13 protein-coding genes and 1 pseudogene are annotated in these 17,143 nt (G+C 74.1%); 11 read left to right on the top strand and 3 right to left on the bottom strand.

Annotated features, from left to right (window positions below):
- Positions 1-26 precede the first annotated feature (26 nt).
- From pdhA to T328_RS34110, 6 genes are all read left to right on the top strand, one after another.
- Positions 27-1,262, top strand: a complete 1,236-nt coding sequence (gene pdhA / locus T328_RS34135; protein WP_496500143.1) for a pyruvate dehydrogenase (acetyl-transferring) E1 component subunit alpha — start codon at positions 27-29, stop codon at positions 1,260-1,262.
- Entirely contained in the window at positions 1,259-2,296 is a 1,038-nt protein-coding gene (locus T328_RS34130) for an alpha-ketoacid dehydrogenase subunit beta (RefSeq protein ID WP_496500142.1), read from the top strand. The genes pdhA and T328_RS34130 overlap by 4 nt, the downstream gene beginning before the upstream one ends.
- Positions 2,296-4,215, top strand: a complete 1,920-nt coding sequence (locus T328_RS34125; protein WP_496500141.1) for a dihydrolipoamide acetyltransferase family protein — start codon at positions 2,296-2,298, stop codon at positions 4,213-4,215. The genes T328_RS34130 and T328_RS34125 overlap by 1 nt, the downstream gene beginning before the upstream one ends.
- Positions 4,216-4,266: 51 nt before the next feature.
- A complete protein-coding gene (locus T328_RS34120) occupies positions 4,267-5,217 on the top strand; it encodes an NTP transferase domain-containing protein (protein ID WP_496500140.1) in 951 nt (316 codons plus the stop codon).
- 992 nt (positions 5,218-6,209) lie between these two features.
- A complete protein-coding gene (locus T328_RS34115; protein ID WP_496500139.1) occupies positions 6,210-7,934 on the top strand; it encodes a molybdopterin molybdotransferase MoeA in 1,725 nt (574 codons plus the stop codon).
- Entirely contained in the window at positions 7,931-9,037 is a 1,107-nt protein-coding gene (locus tag T328_RS34110) for a potassium channel family protein (RefSeq protein ID WP_496500138.1), read from the top strand. The genes T328_RS34115 and T328_RS34110 overlap by 4 nt, the downstream gene beginning before the upstream one ends.
- Before the next feature lie 127 nt (positions 9,038-9,164).
- On the opposite strand, the gene T328_RS34105 is transcribed toward T328_RS34110, so the two are convergent.
- A complete protein-coding gene (locus T328_RS34105) occupies positions 9,165-10,367 on the bottom strand; it encodes a beta propeller repeat protein (RefSeq protein WP_496500137.1) in 1,203 nt (400 codons plus the stop codon).
- Positions 10,368-10,735: 368 nt separating this feature from the next.
- On the opposite strand from T328_RS34105, the gene T328_RS34100 reads away from it, so the two are divergent.
- Positions 10,736-11,032, top strand: coding sequence for a thiamine-binding protein (locus tag T328_RS34100; protein WP_496500136.1), 297 nt, complete (start codon positions 10,736-10,738; stop codon positions 11,030-11,032).
- On the opposite strand, the gene T328_RS34095 is transcribed toward T328_RS34100, so the two are convergent.
- The gene (locus T328_RS34095) at positions 10,974-12,389 is read right to left on the bottom strand and encodes an NsdA family TPR-like regulatory protein (RefSeq protein WP_496500135.1); all 1,416 of its coding nucleotides are present in this window, start codon (positions 12,387-12,389) and stop codon (positions 10,974-10,976) included. The genes T328_RS34100 and T328_RS34095 overlap by 59 nt on opposite strands.
- A 205-nt stretch (positions 12,390-12,594) precedes the next feature.
- On the opposite strand from T328_RS34095, the gene T328_RS34090 reads away from it, so the two are divergent.
- The 4 genes from T328_RS34090 to T328_RS34075 all read left to right on the top strand — a co-directional run bounded on the left by T328_RS34090 (position 12,595) and on the right by T328_RS34075 (position 15,878).
- Positions 12,595-12,975, top strand: coding sequence for an ATP-binding protein (locus T328_RS34090; RefSeq protein WP_496500134.1), 381 nt, complete (start codon positions 12,595-12,597; stop codon positions 12,973-12,975).
- Between the two features lie 25 nt (positions 12,976-13,000).
- Positions 13,001-13,147: a hypothetical protein gene (locus T328_RS34085; RefSeq protein ID WP_496500133.1), complete on the top strand. Its 147-nt coding sequence runs from the start codon at positions 13,001-13,003 to the stop codon at positions 13,145-13,147.
- Positions 13,148-14,326, top strand: a complete 1,179-nt coding sequence (locus T328_RS34080) for a methyltransferase domain-containing protein (RefSeq protein ID WP_496500132.1) — start codon at positions 13,148-13,150, stop codon at positions 14,324-14,326.
- A gap of 574 nt (positions 14,327-14,900) precedes the next feature.
- Positions 14,901-15,878 carry an NAD(P)H-quinone oxidoreductase gene (locus tag T328_RS34075; protein ID WP_496500131.1) on the top strand — a complete coding sequence of 326 codons (978 nt, stop codon included), beginning with the start codon at positions 14,901-14,903 and terminating at the stop codon, positions 15,876-15,878.
- Positions 15,879-15,961: 83 nt separating this feature from the next.
- On the opposite strand, the pseudogene T328_RS34070 reads toward T328_RS34075, so the two are convergent.
- Positions 15,962-17,143 (bottom strand): annotated as a pseudogene (locus T328_RS34070) (hypothetical protein); the annotation flags it as partial.

Here is a 17,143-nt window from a genome sequence, read left to right as displayed (position 1 = left end):
AGAACGCCCACAAGGAGGTGGACGCCATGACGGTTCTCGAGCAGCCCGGCCTCGCCTATCACCCGGCGCCCCCGCCCGCCTGGAAGCCGCGCACCGACGCGGCCCCCCTGCTGCCCGACCCCGAGCCGTACCGCGTGCTCGGCACCTCCGCGGCTGGGGGTACCGCCCATGCCCGCAGGGCTATGGGGGAAGCCGAGGCCGGACTCCTCCGCGAGCTGTATACCGCCCTGGTCACCGGCCGGCGGTACAACCAACAGGCGACCACCCTGACGAAGCAGGGCCGCCTCGCCGTCTACCCGTCCACCACCGGCCAGGAGGCCTGCCAGGTCGCCGCCGCCCGCGCCCTGCGCCGGCAGGACTGGCTCTTCCCCAGCTATCGGGACACGCTCGCCGTCGTCGCCCGCGGCGTCGACCCCGTGCAGGCCCTCACCCTGCTCCGCGGCGACTGGCACACCGGCTACGACCCCGCGGAGCACCGCATCGCCCCCCTGTGCACCCCGCTCGCCACCCAGCTGCCGCACGCCGTCGGCCTCGCCCGCGCCGCCCGGCTCAAGGGCGACGACGTCGTCGCCCTCGCCATGGTCGGCGACGGCGGCACCAGCGAGGGCGACTTCCACGAGGCGCTGAACTTCGCGGCCGTCTGGCGCGCGCCCGTAGTCTTCCTGGTGCAGAACAACGGCTACGCGATCTCCGTCCCCCTCGCCAAGCAGACCGCCGCCCCCTCCCTCGCCCACAAGGCGGTGGGATACGGGATGCCGGGCCGCATCGTCGACGGCAACGACGTGGTCGCCGCGTATGACGTCCTCACCGAGGCCGTCGAGCGCGCCCGGGGCGGCGGCGGCCCGACGCTCGTCGAGGCCGTCACGTACCGCATGGACGCGCACACCAACGCCGACGACGCCACCCGTTACCGCACGGACAGCGAGATCGAGCCCTGGCGCGCGCACGACCCCATCGCGCTGCTGGAGCGCGAGCTGACCGACCGCGGACTCCTCGACGAGGCGGGTACGGCCGCCGCCCGCGCAGCCGCGGAGGAACTGGCGGCGGGCATGCGCGAGCGGCTGCACGCCGACGCCGAGCTGGACCCGGTGGACCTCTTCACCCATGTCTACGCCGAGCCGACGCAGCAGCTCCGCGCGCAGGAGAGCCTGCTGCGCGCCGAACTGGAGGCGGAGCTGCAGGCCGAGCTGGAGGCGGAGCCGCAGGCCGAGCCCCAGCCCGAGCCGCAGGCCGAGCTGTCCGCCGGGGAGGAGGAGCGATGACGACGACCGCCGTCGCCGGCACCGCGGCCGGGCGAAAGCCCGCCACCATGGCGCAGGCCCTCACGCGCGCCATGCGCGACGCCATGGCCGCCGACCCCGCCGTCCACGTCATGGGCGAGGACGTGGGGCAGCTCGGCGGCGTCTTCCGCATCACCCAGGGCCTGGCCGAGGAGTTCGGCGAAGACCGCTGCACGGACACCCCGCTCGCCGAGGCCGGCATCCTCGGCACGGCCGTGGGGATGGCGATGTACGGGCTGCGGCCCGTGGTGGAGATGCAGTTCGACGCCTTCGGCTACCCGGCGTTCGAGCAGCTCGTCAGCCACGTCTCCCGCATGCGCAACCGCACCCGGGGCGCCACCCCGCTGCCGCTGACCATCCGCGTCCCGTACGGCGGCGGCATCGGCGGCGTCGAGCACCACGGCGACTCCTCCGAGGCGTACTACATGGCCACCCCCGGGCTGCACGTGCTCACGCCCGGCACCGTCGCCGACGCCTACGGGCTGCTGCGCGCCGCCATCGCCTCCGACGACCCCGTGGTCTTCATGGAGCCCAAACGGCTGTACTGGTCGAAGGCCGGCTGGGACCCCGAGCACCCGGAGCAGGTGCCGGGCATCGGCCGTGCGGTGGTGCGCCGCCCGGGTACGACGGCGACGCTCATCACGTACGGCCCGTCGGTGCCCGTCTGCCTGGAGGCCGCGGAGGCGGCGCGGGAGGAGGGCTGGGACCTCGAAGTCGTCGACCTGCGCTCCCTGGTGCCGTTCGACGAGCAGACGGTCGCCGCGTCCGTACGGCGCACGGGCCGCGCCGTCGTCGTCCACGAGGCACCCGGCTTCGCCGGCCCCGGCGGCGAGATCGCGGCCCGTATCGGCGAGCGCTGCTTCCACTACCTGGAGGCGCCGGTGCTGCGCGTCGCCGGCTTCGACATCCCGTACCCGCCGCCGATGCTGGAGAAGCACCATCTGCCGGGCGTGGACCGCGTGCTGGACGCGGTGTCGCGGCTGCAGTGGGAGGCCGAGTGGACGGAGGGCGGCTGATGCCGGAGGTCCGCGAGTTCGCGCTGCCCGACCTCGGGGAGGGCCTGACGGAGGCGGAGATCGTCAGCTGGCTGGTGGAGGTCGGCGATGTCGTCGCCGTCGACCAGCCGGTGGTGGAGGTGGAGACGGCCAAGGCGATGGTGGAGGTGCCCTGCCCGTACGCGGGCGTGGTCACCGCCCGCCACGGCGAGCCGGGCACGGAGGTGCCGGTGGGGTCGGTGCTGGTCACGGTGGCGGTGGCGGTGGACGCCGGGGCGGGGGCCGGGCCCGGAACCGGGGCCGAGACCGGGGCCGGGAGCGGAGTGCGGGACGAGGCCGGGAGCGGGTACCGCGGCCGGATCGAGGACAGGATCCGCGGTGCGGCCGGGGGTACGGCTGCCGGTGGGGGCGGCGGTCCCGCGGGCGGTGCGGTGGACGGTGCGGTGGTCGACGCGCGGGCCGCGGCGGAGTTCGCCGGCGAGGAGACGGGCGGTTCCGGCAACGTCCTCGTCGGCTACGGCACGAGTGCCGGAGGCACGCGGCGGCGCAGGCGGGGCCCGGCGAGAGCCGGCCGCGCCCGCGGCCGGGCGGCCGGTGGGCCCGGCGACGGCTTGGCAGGCGACGGCGGCCGGGCCGGTGGCGGCGGGCTCGGCGACGGCTTGGCGGGCGACGGCTCGGCGGGTGGCGGCGGCCGGGCCGGTGGCGGCGGGCTTGGCGGCGGGGCCGGTGGTGCGGGGTGGCCGGGTGCCGGTGCCGGGCGCACCGTGGCCGGCGGTGGCCCGGTTCGTCCCGGCGCGGACGGGGCGGACGGCGCGGACGGCGCGGACGGGGAGCCGGCCCGGAGTGCGGCGGCGCCGGGGGCCGTCGTGGACGGGCCCGTGGCCGTCATCTCGCCGCTGGTGCGGCGGATCGCCCGGGAGGCCGGGGTCGACCTGCGCGCCGTCGCCGGCTCCGGGCCGCGCGGGCTGATCCTGCGCGCCGACGTCGAGGCCGCGATACGGGCCGGGGCGCCCGCGGCCGGCCGGGCGCCGGGTGTGCCGGGTGCGGCAGCGACCGCGGGGGCCGCGGGGCACGGCGCGGTCGGGGCTGCGGGACGTACCGCCGCCGGTGACGCGGCCGTTGGCGCCGGCGCAACCACCGGGGGTACGGAGACCGCCGGGTACACCGGGTACGCCGGGGCGACGGGCGCACGTACGGCGGGCGCCGAGACATCCCGGTACGCCGCCGGGGCGGCCGGGTCCGTACCCGACAGGGCCGAGCGGGTGCCGCTGCGCGGGGTGCGGGGCGCCATCGCCGACAAGCTGTCCCGCAGCCGGCGCGAGATCCCCGACGCCACATGCTGGGTCGACGCCGACGCGACGGAGCTGCTGGCCGCCCGGCGGTCGATGAACGCGGCGGCGGGCGACCGACCGCCCGTGTCGCTGCTCGCGCTGCTCGGCCGCGTCTGCACCGCCGCGCTCGCCCGTTTCCCCGAGCTGAACTCCACGGTGCGGGACCGCGAGATAGTCCGGCTGCCCGCCGTCCACCTCGGCTTCGCCGCGCAGACGGACCGCGGGCTGGTCGTCCCGGTCGTACGCGACGCGCACGCGCTCAGCGCCGAGCGGCTCGCCGCGGAGATGGCGCGCCTGACCGAGGCGGCGCGGGCCGGCACGCTGACGCCCGCGGAGCTGACGGGAGGCACGTTCACGCTGAACAACTACGGCGTCTTCGGCGTCGACGGGTCCACGCCGATCCTCAACCACCCCGAGGCGGGCATGCTCGGCGTGGGGCGGATAGCGGAGAAGCCGTGGGTGCACGGCGGCGAGCTGGCGGTGCGGCACGTGGTGCAGTTGTCGTTCACCTTCGACCACCGGGTGTGCGACGGCGGCACGGCGGGCGGCTTCCTGCGATACGTCGCCGACTGCGTCGAGCACCCGGCGGTGCTGCTCAGGGCGCTCTAGCGGAACTGGCGGAACCAGCGGAACGGGGCGCGGCGGGTAGGGTCCCGTGCCATGGAGGAGTCCGGCGGTACGGGGTCCGGGGCGTACACCGGCGCGGACGCGTCCGGCACGTACGAGGCCGGGACGTACGAGGCCGGCGCGGACGCGCCCAGGACGTACGACGCCATCGTGCTCGCCGGAGGCGCCTCGCGGCGGCTCGGCGGGGTGGACAAGACGGCCCTGCGCGTCGGCGGGCGGACCCTCTTGGACCGGGTGCTGCGCGCGTGCCGCGGCGCCGGGCAGACCGTCGTCGTGGGTCCGCGGCGCCCCACGGTCCGCCCGGTGACGTGGACCCGCGAGGCGCCGCCCGGCGGCGGCCCCGTCGCCGCGCTGGCCGCCGCGCTGCCGCTGGCCTCGGCCGACACAGTCGTGCTGCTCTCCGCGGACCTGCCGTTCCTGGACGACGCCATCGTACGCACCCTCCTCGACGCCCTCGCGGCGGCCGGCGACGGCGTGGACGGGGCGATGTTCGTGGACGGCACCGGCCGCGACCAGCCGCTCGTCGCGGCCTACCGGGTCGGGTCGCTGCGGCGCGGCACGGCGCTGCTCGCCGGCGAGCACGGCGGGCTCGCCGGGTTGCCGCTGCGGCTGCTCACCGCGGAGTTGCGGCTTGCGCGTCCGACCTCCGGTGCGACGTTCGACTGCGACACCTGGGAAGATCTGGCCACGGCCAGGGACCGGATCAGGGAGCATGGGCACGTGCTGGATGAATGGCTGGCAGCGGTCAAGGAAGAACTCGGCCTCGACACCGAGGTCGACACCCGCGTCCTGCTCGACCTCGCGCGCGACGCCGCGCACGGAGTGGCGCGCCCCGCGGCGCCGTTGACCACCTTCCTCGTCGGCTACGCGGCGGGGCGGGCCGGCGGCGGCCCGGAGGCGGTCGCGGAGGCGGCCCGTAAGGTCACGGCGCTGACCGAGCGGTGGGCCGAGGAGGCGGCCGAGGAGGGCCGGGCGGACACATGACGTCTGGTCGGCGGGGCGAGCGGCGCACCGGCGGGACGGGCGCGGGGGCCGGCGCTCGGCGCGGGGGCGACGGCGAAGCCGGGGCCCGCGGCGACGAGTTCGCGGATGCGCTGGAGCTGGCGAACGAAAGCCGCGACCTGGCCGCCACGTACGGCGACGCCTTCACCCTCGCCGACGCGCCACCGCCCCCTGCGCCACCGCCCCCTGCGCCGGCGCCGCGGGCGCGCCCCGGGACGCGCCGGGACGCGGCGCGAGCAGACGAGTTCGGCGACGCCCTGGCGCTCACGGAGCCGGACGGAACGGGCGAGTCCGCCCCGGAGCCGTCGCCGCGCCGCCGCCGGAACCGCCCCACCGGGTCGCCGCCGCAGGCACGTACGGCCGCCGGCCGTGACGCGGACCGCGCTGCCGCGCGGGGAGCGGCGGATCGGGGTTCCGGGCGGGGCAGCTGCGTGGGAGCGACCGGTGGCGCTCCCGCTGCGCGTCGGTCGGGTGCGGGTGCGGACCGGGGCCCGCGGGGGCGCGGAGGTGAAGATCCCGCCGAGCCGGGCGGGCGGGCTGTCCCCGAGCGCCGTGCCGAACGGGATGGCGCAAGCGGTGCTGCCGCGCGCGAGGTGCGCGGCGGCACGGGCCGTACGGGCCGTAGCCCCGGGGAGCGCACGGGCGCGGGGCGTCGCCCGGAAGGGCGTGGGGTGGTGCCGCCGGACGGTGTCGCCGGGCGTGCGGTGCCGCCGGCTTCGGGACGTGGCTCCGAGCCGCGTGGGGCCGGGTCGGCCGAGGGCGGGGGCGACCCCGCCGCGTCGGCGGCCCGCGGGGGGTCTGGGCGCTACCCGGAGGGGCGCGGAGTGCGGCCCCCGGACCGTGCCGCCGGGCGTGCGGTGCCTGGAGGCTTGAGACGTGGCTCCGCGCAGCGCGGGGCCGCGCCGGCCGCGGGCGGCGATCGCCCCGCCGCGGCGGCGCCGACCGGCCCCGGGAATCGCCCCGGAGGGCGTGGCGTGGTGCCGCCGGGCGGTGCCGGGGGGCGTGCGGTGCCGCTGGCCTCGGGACGTGGCGCCGAGCGGCCCGGGCCCGGGCCGGGCCCGGGCGCGGACGACTCCCCGGCGTCATCGGCCCGTACGGGCGGCGCGGGGCGTCGCCCCGAGGGGCGTGGCGCGGCGTCGCCGGGCGATGCCGGCGTACGTACCGGCGGGTCGGGACGTGACCCGCACGGGCGCGGGGGCGGGGCCGCGGGCGGCGGGGATCCGCTGGACGTAGCGCTCGGGCTCGACGCGCGGCGTCCTGCACGCCGCGAACCCCCCGACCCCCGCGGGCTGACCTGGGACGCCGCCCGCCGCGTCGCCGTACGGTCCGGGCGGCGGCTGCCCGCCGTCGCGGTGCCGGCGGCGACCGCGTACGGGCAGGTGCTCGCGGACCCGCTCACGGCCCTCGTCGACCTGCCGCCCTTCGACACCGCCGCCATGGACGGCTACGCCGTCGCCGGCCCCGGGCCCTGGCGGCTCGACTCCGCCGGGCAGGGCATCCTCGCCGGCCACGACGCCCACCCCCCGCTGCCCGACGGCCACGCCGTACGCATCGCCACCGGCGCCCGCGTCCCGCCCGGCGCCACCGGCGTCCTCCGCTCCGAGCACGCCGAACTCCGCGACGACGGCACCCTCCTCGCCACCCCGGCCCCCGGCACCGCCGTCGCCCACGACGTCCGTACCGGCCAGGACATCCGCCCCCGCGGCCAGGAGTGCCGCGCCGGCGTCGAACTGCTGCCCGCCGGCGAGCGCGTCACCCCCGCCGTCCTCGGGCTCGCCGCCGCCGCCGGCCACGACGAACTGCGCGTCGTCCGCCGCCCCCGCGTCGAGGTGCTCGTGCTCGGCGCCGAGTTGCTGCACCGCGGGCTGCCCCGGGAGGGCCGGATCCGGGACGCGCTCGGCCCGATGCTGGAGCCGTGGCTGCGGGCGTGCGGCGCCGAGCCGTTCGTCACCCGGCGCCTCGGGGACGATGCGGAGCTGCTGTACGAGGCCATCGCCACGTCCACCGCGGACGTGGTGGTGACCACCGGCGGCACCGCCGAAGGACCCGTCGACCACGTCCACGGCACGCTGCGCCGCCTCAAGGCGGACCTGCTCGTCGACGGCGTCGCCGTACGCCCCGGCCACCCGATGCTGCTCGCCGTGCTGCCGACCGGCGCCCACGTCGTCGGGCTCCCCGGCAACCCGCTGGCGGCGGTCTCGGGGCTGCTCACGCTCGCCGAGCCCTTGGTGCGCGTGCTCGGCGGCGCGCCCGTGGCGGAGCCGCCGGAGGCGGTGCTCAGCGCGGACACGAAGGGGCACCCGACCGACACCCGGCTGGTGCCGGTCGCCATAGAGGCCGCGGCCGGGCATGCCGCGGCCGGGCACGCCGCCGCTGGGCAGGCCGCCGGAGCACAGGCCGCCGGAGAGCACGCCGGCGCAGAGCAACTCCCCGTGGCGCACCGGGCGCTGACAACGCCCCGGCCCCCGCCCCCGCCCCCGTACCCGCCTCCGTACCCCGCCGCGCGCCCCCTGCACTTCACCGGGCCCGCCATGCTTCGCGGCCTCGCCGCCGCCGACGCCCTCGCCGTCGTCCCGCCCGGCGGCGCCCGCGCCGGCGACCCCGTACGCGTCCTGCGCCTCCCCTGGACCGCCGCCCCCGCCGCCCCCGGGCCCCCCGCCGCGCCCGCCGCCCCCACCACCCCGGCAGGCCCGGCGTGAGGTACCCCGACCAACTGGCGCAGAACGTCGCCCTGCCCCGCCGCCCCCGCGCGCCGCTGCGCCAGGTCGGCAGCCGCATCCTCGCCGCGCTCTCCGTCCTCCTGCTCGCCGTGTTCGTCGTCTACCTCGGCCGCGACGGCTACCACGACAACGCCGGCGGCAAGGTCGGCCTGCTGGACGCCGCGTACTACGCCACCGTCTCCCTCTCCACCACCGGCTACGGCGACATCGTCCCCGCCACCCACGGCACCCGGCTTACCACCGTCTTCGTGGTGACCCCGCTGCGCGTGCTCTTCCTGATCATCCTCGTCGGCACCACCCTCGAAGTGCTCACCGAACGCACCCGCCACCAGTGGCGGCTCGATCGCTGGAGGTCTGCGTTGCGCGATCACACCGTCATCGTCGGCTACGGCACGAAGGGCCGCTCGGCGCTGCAGACGCTGCGAGCCAAGGGGCTGGACAAGGGCCAGGTCGTGATCATCGACCCGGTCGGCAAGGTCGTCGAGGCGGCCAACGCCGACGGCTACGCCGGTGTCGTCGGCGACGCGACGCGCTCCGCCGTGCTGCTGCGCGCCGAGGGGCAGCGGGCGGCGCAGTTCGTCATCACCCCCCAGCGCGACGACACGGCGGTGCTGGTGACGCTGACGGTCCGGCAGCTGAACCCGCGGGCCAAGATCGTGACGGCGGTGCGGGAGGAGGAGAACGCGCCGCTGCTGCGTCAGTCCGGCGCGGACGCCGTGATCACCAGCTCCAGCGCGGCGGGCCGGCTGCTCGGCCTGTCGGTGCTGAGCCCCAGCGCGGGCACGGTCCTGGAGGATCTGATCGTGCAGGGCTCCGGGCTGGACCTCATCGAGCGCCCGGCGACCAAGGCGGAGGCCGGGTTGCTGCCGCGCGAGACGGAGGACCTGGTGGTGGCGGTCAAGCGCGGGCACCGGCTGATGGCGTACGACGATCCGGACGTCGGCCGGCTGGAGATGACGGACCGGCTGATCACCATCAGCCGCGCCGCCGGCCCCGCGACGACCCCGGAGGGCGAACGTATAGTCACCCGCGAGGGTGGCTGGGACCTCGGCGGACGCCGGGACCGCGGCAACCGGGACTAGGACGACATCGGCGACTCCAGAGGCGCCCGGGACGCCAGGGGTTACGGCGGCTACGACGAGTTGGGCGGTACGGACCGCATCCGCCGCCGGGGCCCGACCGGCCTGACCGGTCAGGCCCCGAGGCCCGTCAGGGGAGGACGGGGGAGCGTTCCACGTACGTCCGGGAGTTGACGTCGTCGACCGACGGGACGTATGAACCGGACGTCCACATACGGTCGTCGACGAGCGCGATGGCGTCGCGCGCCGGCCCGGCCCACGCGTCCGGCTGGGCGCCCCGGACCAGGCTCCACGTGTCGCCGCCGGCGGCGAGCCTCGCGTAGTCCTCTCCGGTCCGGCTGGAACCGGTGAGCCAGAAGCCGCCGTCGGGGCCGGCCGTCACGTCGCTGACGCTGGTGCCCTCGATATCGAAGGACGGGACGTTGACGTAGTCGAATGACGTGCCGTCGTACCGCATCACGGCCGCCTTGCCGGTGAGACCGCCCGACCAGTTGCGCCACAGCCAGTCGCCGGTCGCGATGACCTCACCGTCCGGGCTGACCGCCACGTCCATCAGCCACGTGCCGTCCGATCCGCCGTTGGCCGTGTCCACCCGGGTCCACGACTCGCCGTCCCAGTGCAGGACGTACGGTTCGAGCACGTGCCCGTCGGTGCGGCTGGGCGCGTAACCCACCGCCCACACGTCGTCCGGCCCGCTGGCGGCCACGTCCGACAGCACACTGTGGCCCGCGCCGGGGTCGGGAAGCGACACCATGCTCCACGATGCGCCGTCCCAGTGCTGCATCATCGGCTTGGTCTGCGCGTCCTCGTGTACGTAGCCCACGGCCCAGGCGTCGTCGGACGCCACGACGTCGACGGCGGTGAGTTCGTTGATGGTGGCGGCGTCGCCCACGTTCGGGCTCGGCACCCGCTGCCAGGCGTCGCCGTCCCAGTGGACGGCCAGGGTCTCGGTGTCCAGGTCGCTGGTCGACCCGGCGAAGCCGACCGCCCACACGTCGTCGGGCGCGACGGCGTCCACGGAGGCCAGCTCCACGTCGTTCTTCCCCTCCGGCACCGGCACCTCGGTGGTGCTCCACTGCTCGCCGTCCCAGTGCTGGGCGAGGGGAAGGACGGGAACGTGCGGCTTGACCTCGTAGCTGCCGACGGCCCACATGTCCGTGTCCGAGGTGCCGGATATGTCTTGCAGTATGTTGTGCCCGGTGCCTGGATTCGGGGTCGTGAGCACCTCCCAGCCGTCCTGCGCGGCGGTCGCCTGGCTCGGCGCGACGACGACGGCGAGAGCCGCCGTCACGGCGCCGGCGGCCAGGAGTCTTCCTCCGGTAAAGCGCGCCATGGCTCGCACATCGCTCTCCTTCCGGTCTCTGCACTCTGAGTCGGTGGGAGCGTAAGCGAGGTCCGGCGGCCGTGGTCGGCCGAACTCCTTACGGATTCCTGACCACGCGATCACTCACGGTCCGCACGGACTTCAGAGCTGGGAGACGGCCCCCATCTGCGCCGCGAAGGCGTCCGGGTCATGTCGAAGCCGCGCACGACGGAGCGGTGTCTTCTTCGCTGGTCAACGTCCTATGCTTGTACGGGGTCACATCGCGTGATGTTCACGGCCCCCTGGTCGTCCGTCTGCCGGAGAAGCTGGCTACGCTTGCGTTCGGCGATTTTCGTTGCGTAGTGGGTGCATGCCGTAGCCTCTGGGAGGGATCAATCGTGATTGTTGCATTCTCTGTTACGCCGTTGAGTATCGGCGACGAGGTAGGCGAGGCTGTCGCGGATGCCGTCCGAGTGGTTCGAAGGAGTGGTCTGCCCAACCATACGGATGCCATGTTCACCAGCATTGAGGGGGAATGGGACGAAGTTATGGCCGTGGTAAAAGAAGCCGTTGATGCTGTGCGAGTCAAATCAGCTCGCGTGAGTATCGTCCTTAAGGCTGACATCCGGGAGGGAGTCACCGATGGACTCTCTTCGAAGGTGGCCGAGCTTGAATGGCATCTGGCCAAGGACTAGCCGTAATTGCATTATACTGATGCAGTTCGGTCATGAGGTCCCGAAGGTCACGTACCGCGGGCATGGAGCGCTGGGCCGGAGAGATTGACCTCAGGACGCTGTCCACTTGGCCGATGAAAATCTCCGTGCGGTGCTCAGGTGGCATGCGCAGTAGGGCGTTACCTGCATGCTCGCACCCATTTTGTACGTCGCCGCGGCGGACCAGGTCCTTAGCGCGCTCAATTCGAATGATTGACGGGTCGCCGATAACTTGATCAGGATAAAGACTCAACGCGTGCTCTTGGGCTTCCCAAGCCTTCTCCGGGTCATCGTGGAGTGAAATAATCCGTGCTCGATAGAAGTGCCACCGGCGTTCAGAGAATCCAAATACTGACTCGGCTCGCTGTTCTGTGTCCAAACCGTCAAACGCGGATTCTGCCTGGTTGAGCGCCGTTGTACTCCCCGAAGAATCACCATTCTGAGCCAAGGCGAGAGACTCAAGCGTCGCGGCCAGAGCTGTGGCAGCGCTGGGCCGATCCGCACTGTTCTCGGCGATATCCCGGACCTCCCGGGCCATCATGGCTGCTTCCGTCGAGTCGCCGTAATACAAAGGAATGAGAGTTCCGACTGCGCGAACTTGCATCATCGTCGGCCGCTGGCCCGTCGCATCCGCCGCATTCCTGGCGGTGCTGTGCCATGCCCACGCCTGGCGGGCATCTCCGAGAACCATGAGTTCATCAGCTGTGAGCGCAGCAATTTGGGATGCGACTCGATATAGTCTCCCCTGAATTCCGGGCGACTGCGCCTCCGTCATAAAGCGACGGATCTCATCGAACTCGGATAACAGGGTTTTGAGCATGTCTAGAGGCGCGGCGACGACGCTACTTCGCGCATACCTCGCGACATTGTGTTCCAGCGTTTCCATATGTTCCGGGGTAACCGTTCTACTGGCCAGCGCACGGTCCATGAGTTGTCTGGATTCGTCAGCAGCAGTCAATGTCTTTCTGAGTGCATTACTTGCGCTCGGAGAGAGCGTGTCATTGTTGTGAGCGGTATCGTCCGGGCGTGACTTCTCCCATTTGCGGGCAGCGAGGCCCAACATCGGCCCAGGAATACCCAACCCGTCCGCGACACGTCCGATTACGGATTCGCCGCGGATATTTCTCACTCCTCGGATTACGTCACCGACACGTGCACTAGACATCTTTCCTACTGCTCCGGCAATGTCAGCGTAACTTGCCCCCGTGCGGCGGTTGACGAGTCGGAAAATCTCGCTGAAGTTCCGCTGTACGCACGCTCGCCGCATGTCCTCGTTCTCCAGCAAGCGGTCTGGGATAGTCAGGGGATAGCCGCTGCGTCGGGCTTCACGTTCACTCATGAGATCACCTGCGGTGGCGGAGGCGGTGCAGCGCCAGTCTAGAGGTCTGCGGTCAGCGGGGTACCCCAAATGCGGCCCCGGGGTACCCCGGAAGCTGTCGTGATTCTGCAAACTCTTCGGCACTCTGTCGGGCATGGAACCTCGTCAGACGCTCGCAGACCGGCAAGCGGTGATGTCGTGGCAGTGGCGGCGGCATCCGCGGTGTGTGGCGCTGGCGCGGTCGCAGATGCGGAAGGCGCTGGCCCGGTGGGATCTGGTCGGGATCGAGGGGCGGGCGGTGCTGGTGGTCTCGGAGTTGGTCACGAACGCGGTGGTGCATGCGCGTGTGCGGGGGCGGGAGGTCGCGACGCGGTATGTCCGGCTGGACGGTGGGGTGCGTATCGAGGTGCACGACGCCTCCGACGAACCGCCGGTGCCGCGTGCGCCGGATGACGACGGCGGCTTCGGGCTGTACTTGGTTGAACAGTTCGCGGACCGGTGGGGCGTCGCGGATCGGGGTGGGATCGGCAAGTGCGTGTGGGCGGCGGTTCTCGATCCGGCGGCGGTGCGGGGTGATCCTGCGGAACCGCGAACTGGACGGTGCTGAGCGGAGTGATTCGAGGAGGATGGTCATGAAGATGAACGTGCATTGGTGGCTGTTGATGGCGGAGAGTGGTAACCCGCAGGACGACAGCGACAGCGGGAACAAGCACGGTGGCGGCGGCTCGGATGAGGGCGGCAACACCAATGACGGCCAGGGGCCGGCGGACGGACGCTGAATGACCTCGCCCGAGGTTGCGGAGGCCGGTCCTGAGCGGCTGGCCGCCGCGTTAGTGGACAAGGGGGTGCTGACCTCCGACTGGCTGCCCGCGTTCCGGGCGGTGCCCCGGCATCTGTTCGTGCCGGACGTCATCTGGCCCGGTCAGGCCGGCATGAACCGGCCGCATGACCGGGTGATCCGGTCCGAGGAACCGGCGCTGTGGCGGGAGGCGGTTTACCGGGATGCGCCGATCACCACGCAGTGGGATGACGGCGCCTACACCGGTCCCGGCAAAGGCAAGATCCCCTCCAGCTCCAACTCCATGCCTTTCATGGTGTGTTCCATGCTCAAGGCGTTGGACGTGGACGACGGGCATCGTGTGCTGGAGGTCGGCACGGGCACGGGCTGGAATGCGGCGCTGCTGGCGCATCGGCTCGGTTCGTCAAACGTGGTCACGGTGGAGGTGGATCAGGCTGCGGCGGAGGGGGCCCGCTCTCGCTTGGCGGCGGCCGGGTGCGACCCGGTGACCGTGGTCGGTGACGGCGCCCGGGGATATGCGCCGCGGGCTCCGTATGACCGGGTGATCGCGACGTGTTCGGTCGGCCGTGTCCCGGCCGCGTGGACCGAGCAGACCAGGCCGGGCGGCGTGATCGTCGCCCCGTGGGGGCCTACCTACGGCGGGGAAGCCGTTGCCCGGCTCGCCGTGGCCGACGACGGCACCGCCTCCGGGCGCTTCGTGGGCTCCTCGGCGTTCATGCGGTTGCGCGCGCAGCGCACGGCCCGCCGTCATGTGCGTGATTACCTCAAGGGCCGCCCGTGGCCCGCGGACGGGGACCGGTCGGTGACGGCGCTGTCCCCGGACGAGGTGGGCGAGTGGGTGGCGATGTTCGCCATCGGTGTTCAGGTGCCGGCGGCGTTTCCGTGGATGGAGTCCTACCCGGACGGCTCGTACACGTTGTGGCTCCGCGATGACGCTGTCACCTCCTGGGCAACGGCGGACTTCGAGCCGGACCGCAGCGAGTTCGAGGTGGTGCAGTCCGGACCCCGGAAGCTGTGGGATGAGGTCGAGACCGCCCACCGCTGGTGGGTCGCTCACGACCGTCCCGGCTTCGACCGCTTCGGGCTCACGGTCAGTCAGCACGGCCACTCCGTCTGGCTCGACACCCCGGGCAACCGGGTCCCGGTGACTGCCGGATAAGCCCCCTGATCCTGTGCCGCAGCTCCGCGCGTGAGGATCGTGCGGGCGGGGCGGGCCGCCGGTCTGAGGGGACCCGGCGGTCTGCCCCTGTGCCCAGTCGCTGAGCAGCAGCAGCTTGGCGTGCCCCAGTCGCCCATCCGGGTGGAGGACGGCATCCTCGTCCCTCGGCATGCGTCACCGCGTCCCGGCCTTGACCAGTTGCGGCAACCTCGACACGGCTCGGCGACCCGGACAACCGGATCACCCGAACACGGTCACCGGGAGCGACCAGAAGCTGGGGAACGCCGTCCGGCAACGTCCGTAACAGGATCTCAGGTGCCCGGTCTTCGAGATCCGACGCGGTGAACTCCGGCAGAAACGTGTGCTGTCTGGCGGACACGCTGTGCGTCACGCAGAGGGTTCCCCTCGCTCGTGGATCTGACCACGAGGCGCTGGACGTCGGACGGATCAGGATAGGCATCGACCCGGGCGGCAAGGTCATCGAGGCGGCCAACGCGGACGGCGGATGCGGCGGCGGGAGTCCGGAGGGAGGACCGTGACGGCGCGGACGATGCGGAGTAGTAGCGTCCACGGCATGCATGCGATCACCATCTCAGAGCCCGGCGGCCCCGACTCGCTCGTCTGGGCCGAGGTCCCCGACCCGGTGCCGGCGGAAGGCGAAGTGCTGATCGAGGTGGCCGCCGCGGGTGTGAACCGCGCGGACGTGCTGCAGCGCCAGGGGTTTTACGAACCGCCCGCCGGCGCGTCCCCGTACCCCGGACTGGAGTGCGCGGGCCGGATCGCCGCGCTCGGCGCGGGAGTGGCCGGCTGGCAGGTCGGCGACGAGGTGTGCGCGCTGCTGGCCGGCGGCGGCTACGCGGAGCGGGTCGCGGTGCCGGCCGGGCAGGTGCTGCCCGTACCGCGCGGACTCGACGCCGTGACCGCGGCGGCGCTGCCCGAAGTGGCGTGCACGGTCTGGTCGAACGTGTTCATGATCGCCCATCTACGCCCCGGCGAGACGCTGCTCGTACACGGCGGTGGCAGCGGTATCGGCACGATGGCGGTGCAGCTGGCCAAGGCGATCGGCGCCCGGGTGGCGGCGACGGCGGGCAGCGCGGAGAAGCTGGAGTACTGCCGCGAGCTGGGCGCGGACGTGCTGGTCAACTACCGGGAGCAGGACTTCGTCAAGGAGGTGCGGGCGGCCACGGGGGGCGCGGGCGCGGACGTGATCCTGGACATCGTCGGGGCGCAGTACCTGGCGCAGAACGTGAAGGCGCTGGCGGTCAACGGCCGGATCGCGGTGATCGGGCTGCAGGGCGGCGCGAAGGGGGAGCTGAACCTCGGCGCGCTGCTGGCGAAGCGCGGGGCGATCACGGCGACGTCGCTGCGGGGCCGGCCGCCGGGCGAGAAGGCGGCGATCGTGGCGGCGGTGCGGGAGCACGTGTGGCCGCTGGTGGAGGCGGACCGGGTGCGGCCGATCGTGGACCGCACGCTGCCGGTGCGGCAGGCGGCGGAGGCGCACCGGGTGATGGAGTCGAGTGCGCATGTGGGGAAGCTGCTGCTGACGACGTGAGCCGCGGTACGCGCGCGTGGCGGGTTCGTGGGCCCGCATGGCGTAGCCGGGAATGTCAGCTTTGCCGGTTTATGTGACTCTGGTCACGTCAGCTCTGCCGGCACGGAAGGGCCATCCCCGTGGCTGCTCTCGCACGTCGCCTGCGCCTCGCGGCCGGGGTGCTGGTGGTGGTCGTGTGGCAGGCGCTGCCGCAGGAGGCGGCGGCGTACGAGCCGGGGCGGCCGGTGTCGTACGGGAAGCAGCACGGGACGCCGGCGTACGTGCAGGCCAACGCGGCGCAGCAACCTGCCCGGGCCGGGGTGCCCCGGGCAGGCGCCGCAGGCCGCGGGCCCGCCGCGGCGGCCCGCGGGAGCGGGCCCGGCCACCCCGGCGCGGTTGTCGGCCACCCCGGCGCGGCGGGCGGGCGCCTCGCTGCGGCAGGCGGGCGCTCGGGCGCGGTGGTCGGTGGCACCGGCATCGCGATCGGCCACCCCGGCCCGGCGGGCGGGCGCCTCGCTGCGGCAGGCGGGCGCCCCGGCGCCGCGGTCGGTGGCACCGGCGCCGCGGTCGGACACCTCCGTGCGGGAGGCGGGCGCCTCGGCGCGTCGGGCGGGCACCCCGGCGCCGCGGTCGGCGACCCGGGTACTCGAAACGGGCACCCGGGCAACGCAGCCGGTGGCCCCCGGGCCGCGGCCGGCCACCCCGGCAACGCCATCGACAGCCCCGGCGTCGCGGCCGGGCGACCCGGAATCGCGGCCGGCTACCCCAGCACCCCGGCTGTCCACCCCGGTACCGCTGCCGGTGACCCCGGAATCGCGCCAGGCCGACGCAGCGTCGCGGTCGGAGGCCCCGGCATCGTCGCGGCTGTCCGGCCCGGCGCCGCGGCCGGTGACCCCGGCGTCGCGGCTGTCCGGCCCGGCGCCGCGGCCGGTGACCCCGGCGTCGCGGCTGCCCGACCCGGCGCCGCGGCCAGCCGACCCGGCGCCGTGGTTGCCCGACCCCGCGACGAGGAGGGCCGACCCCGCGATGCCGACGGGCGCCCCCGCACCGCGGCCCGCGACCGCGACGCCGACCGCCCCCGCGGCTCCGGCCACCTCGCCGGCAACAGCGCCGGCGAAGGCCGCCGCCACCCCGGCCGCCCGCACCCCGCCCCACCCCCCGGCGATGCAACCGCGCCACCCCGCCCCGACCGCCCCCGCCACCCCGCACCCCCACCCCGCCCCGGTACTCCGGGCGCACCAGAACTCCCCGGCGGACAAGGCGCCCCCGGCGCCCCCGGCGCCCCC

It is taken from the genome of Streptomyces sp. CNX435 (genome assembly GCF_059570575.1).
The sequence above is the reverse complement of the archived record's forward strand: the minus strand, read 5'-3'. Positions and strand labels throughout refer to the sequence as shown.

Bases quoted from the DNA above. Each gene is read 5' to 3' on its own strand.
- pdhA (WP_496500143.1), top strand. From the start codon at position 27: ATGACGGTTCTCGAGCAGCCCGGCCTCGCCTATCACCCGGCGCCCCCG.
- T328_RS34130 (WP_496500142.1), top strand. From the start codon at position 1,259: ATGACGACGACCGCCGTCGCCGGCACCGCGGCCGGGCGAAAGCCCGCC.
- T328_RS34125 (WP_496500141.1), top strand. From the start codon at position 2,296: ATGCCGGAGGTCCGCGAGTTCGCGCTGCCCGACCTCGGGGAGGGCCTG.
- T328_RS34120 (WP_496500140.1), top strand. From the start codon at position 4,267: ATGGAGGAGTCCGGCGGTACGGGGTCCGGGGCGTACACCGGCGCGGAC.
- T328_RS34105 (WP_496500137.1), bottom strand. From the start codon at position 10,367: ATGGCGCGCTTTACCGGAGGAAGACTCCTGGCCGCCGGCGCCGTGACG.
- T328_RS34095 (WP_496500135.1), bottom strand. From the start codon at position 12,389: ATGAGTGAACGTGAAGCCCGACGCAGCGGCTATCCCCTGACTATCCCA.
- T328_RS34085 (WP_496500133.1), top strand. From the start codon at position 13,001: ATGAAGATGAACGTGCATTGGTGGCTGTTGATGGCGGAGAGTGGTAAC.
- T328_RS34080 (WP_496500132.1), top strand. From the start codon at position 13,148: ATGACCTCGCCCGAGGTTGCGGAGGCCGGTCCTGAGCGGCTGGCCGCC.
- T328_RS34075 (WP_496500131.1), top strand. From the start codon at position 14,901: ATGCATGCGATCACCATCTCAGAGCCCGGCGGCCCCGACTCGCTCGTC.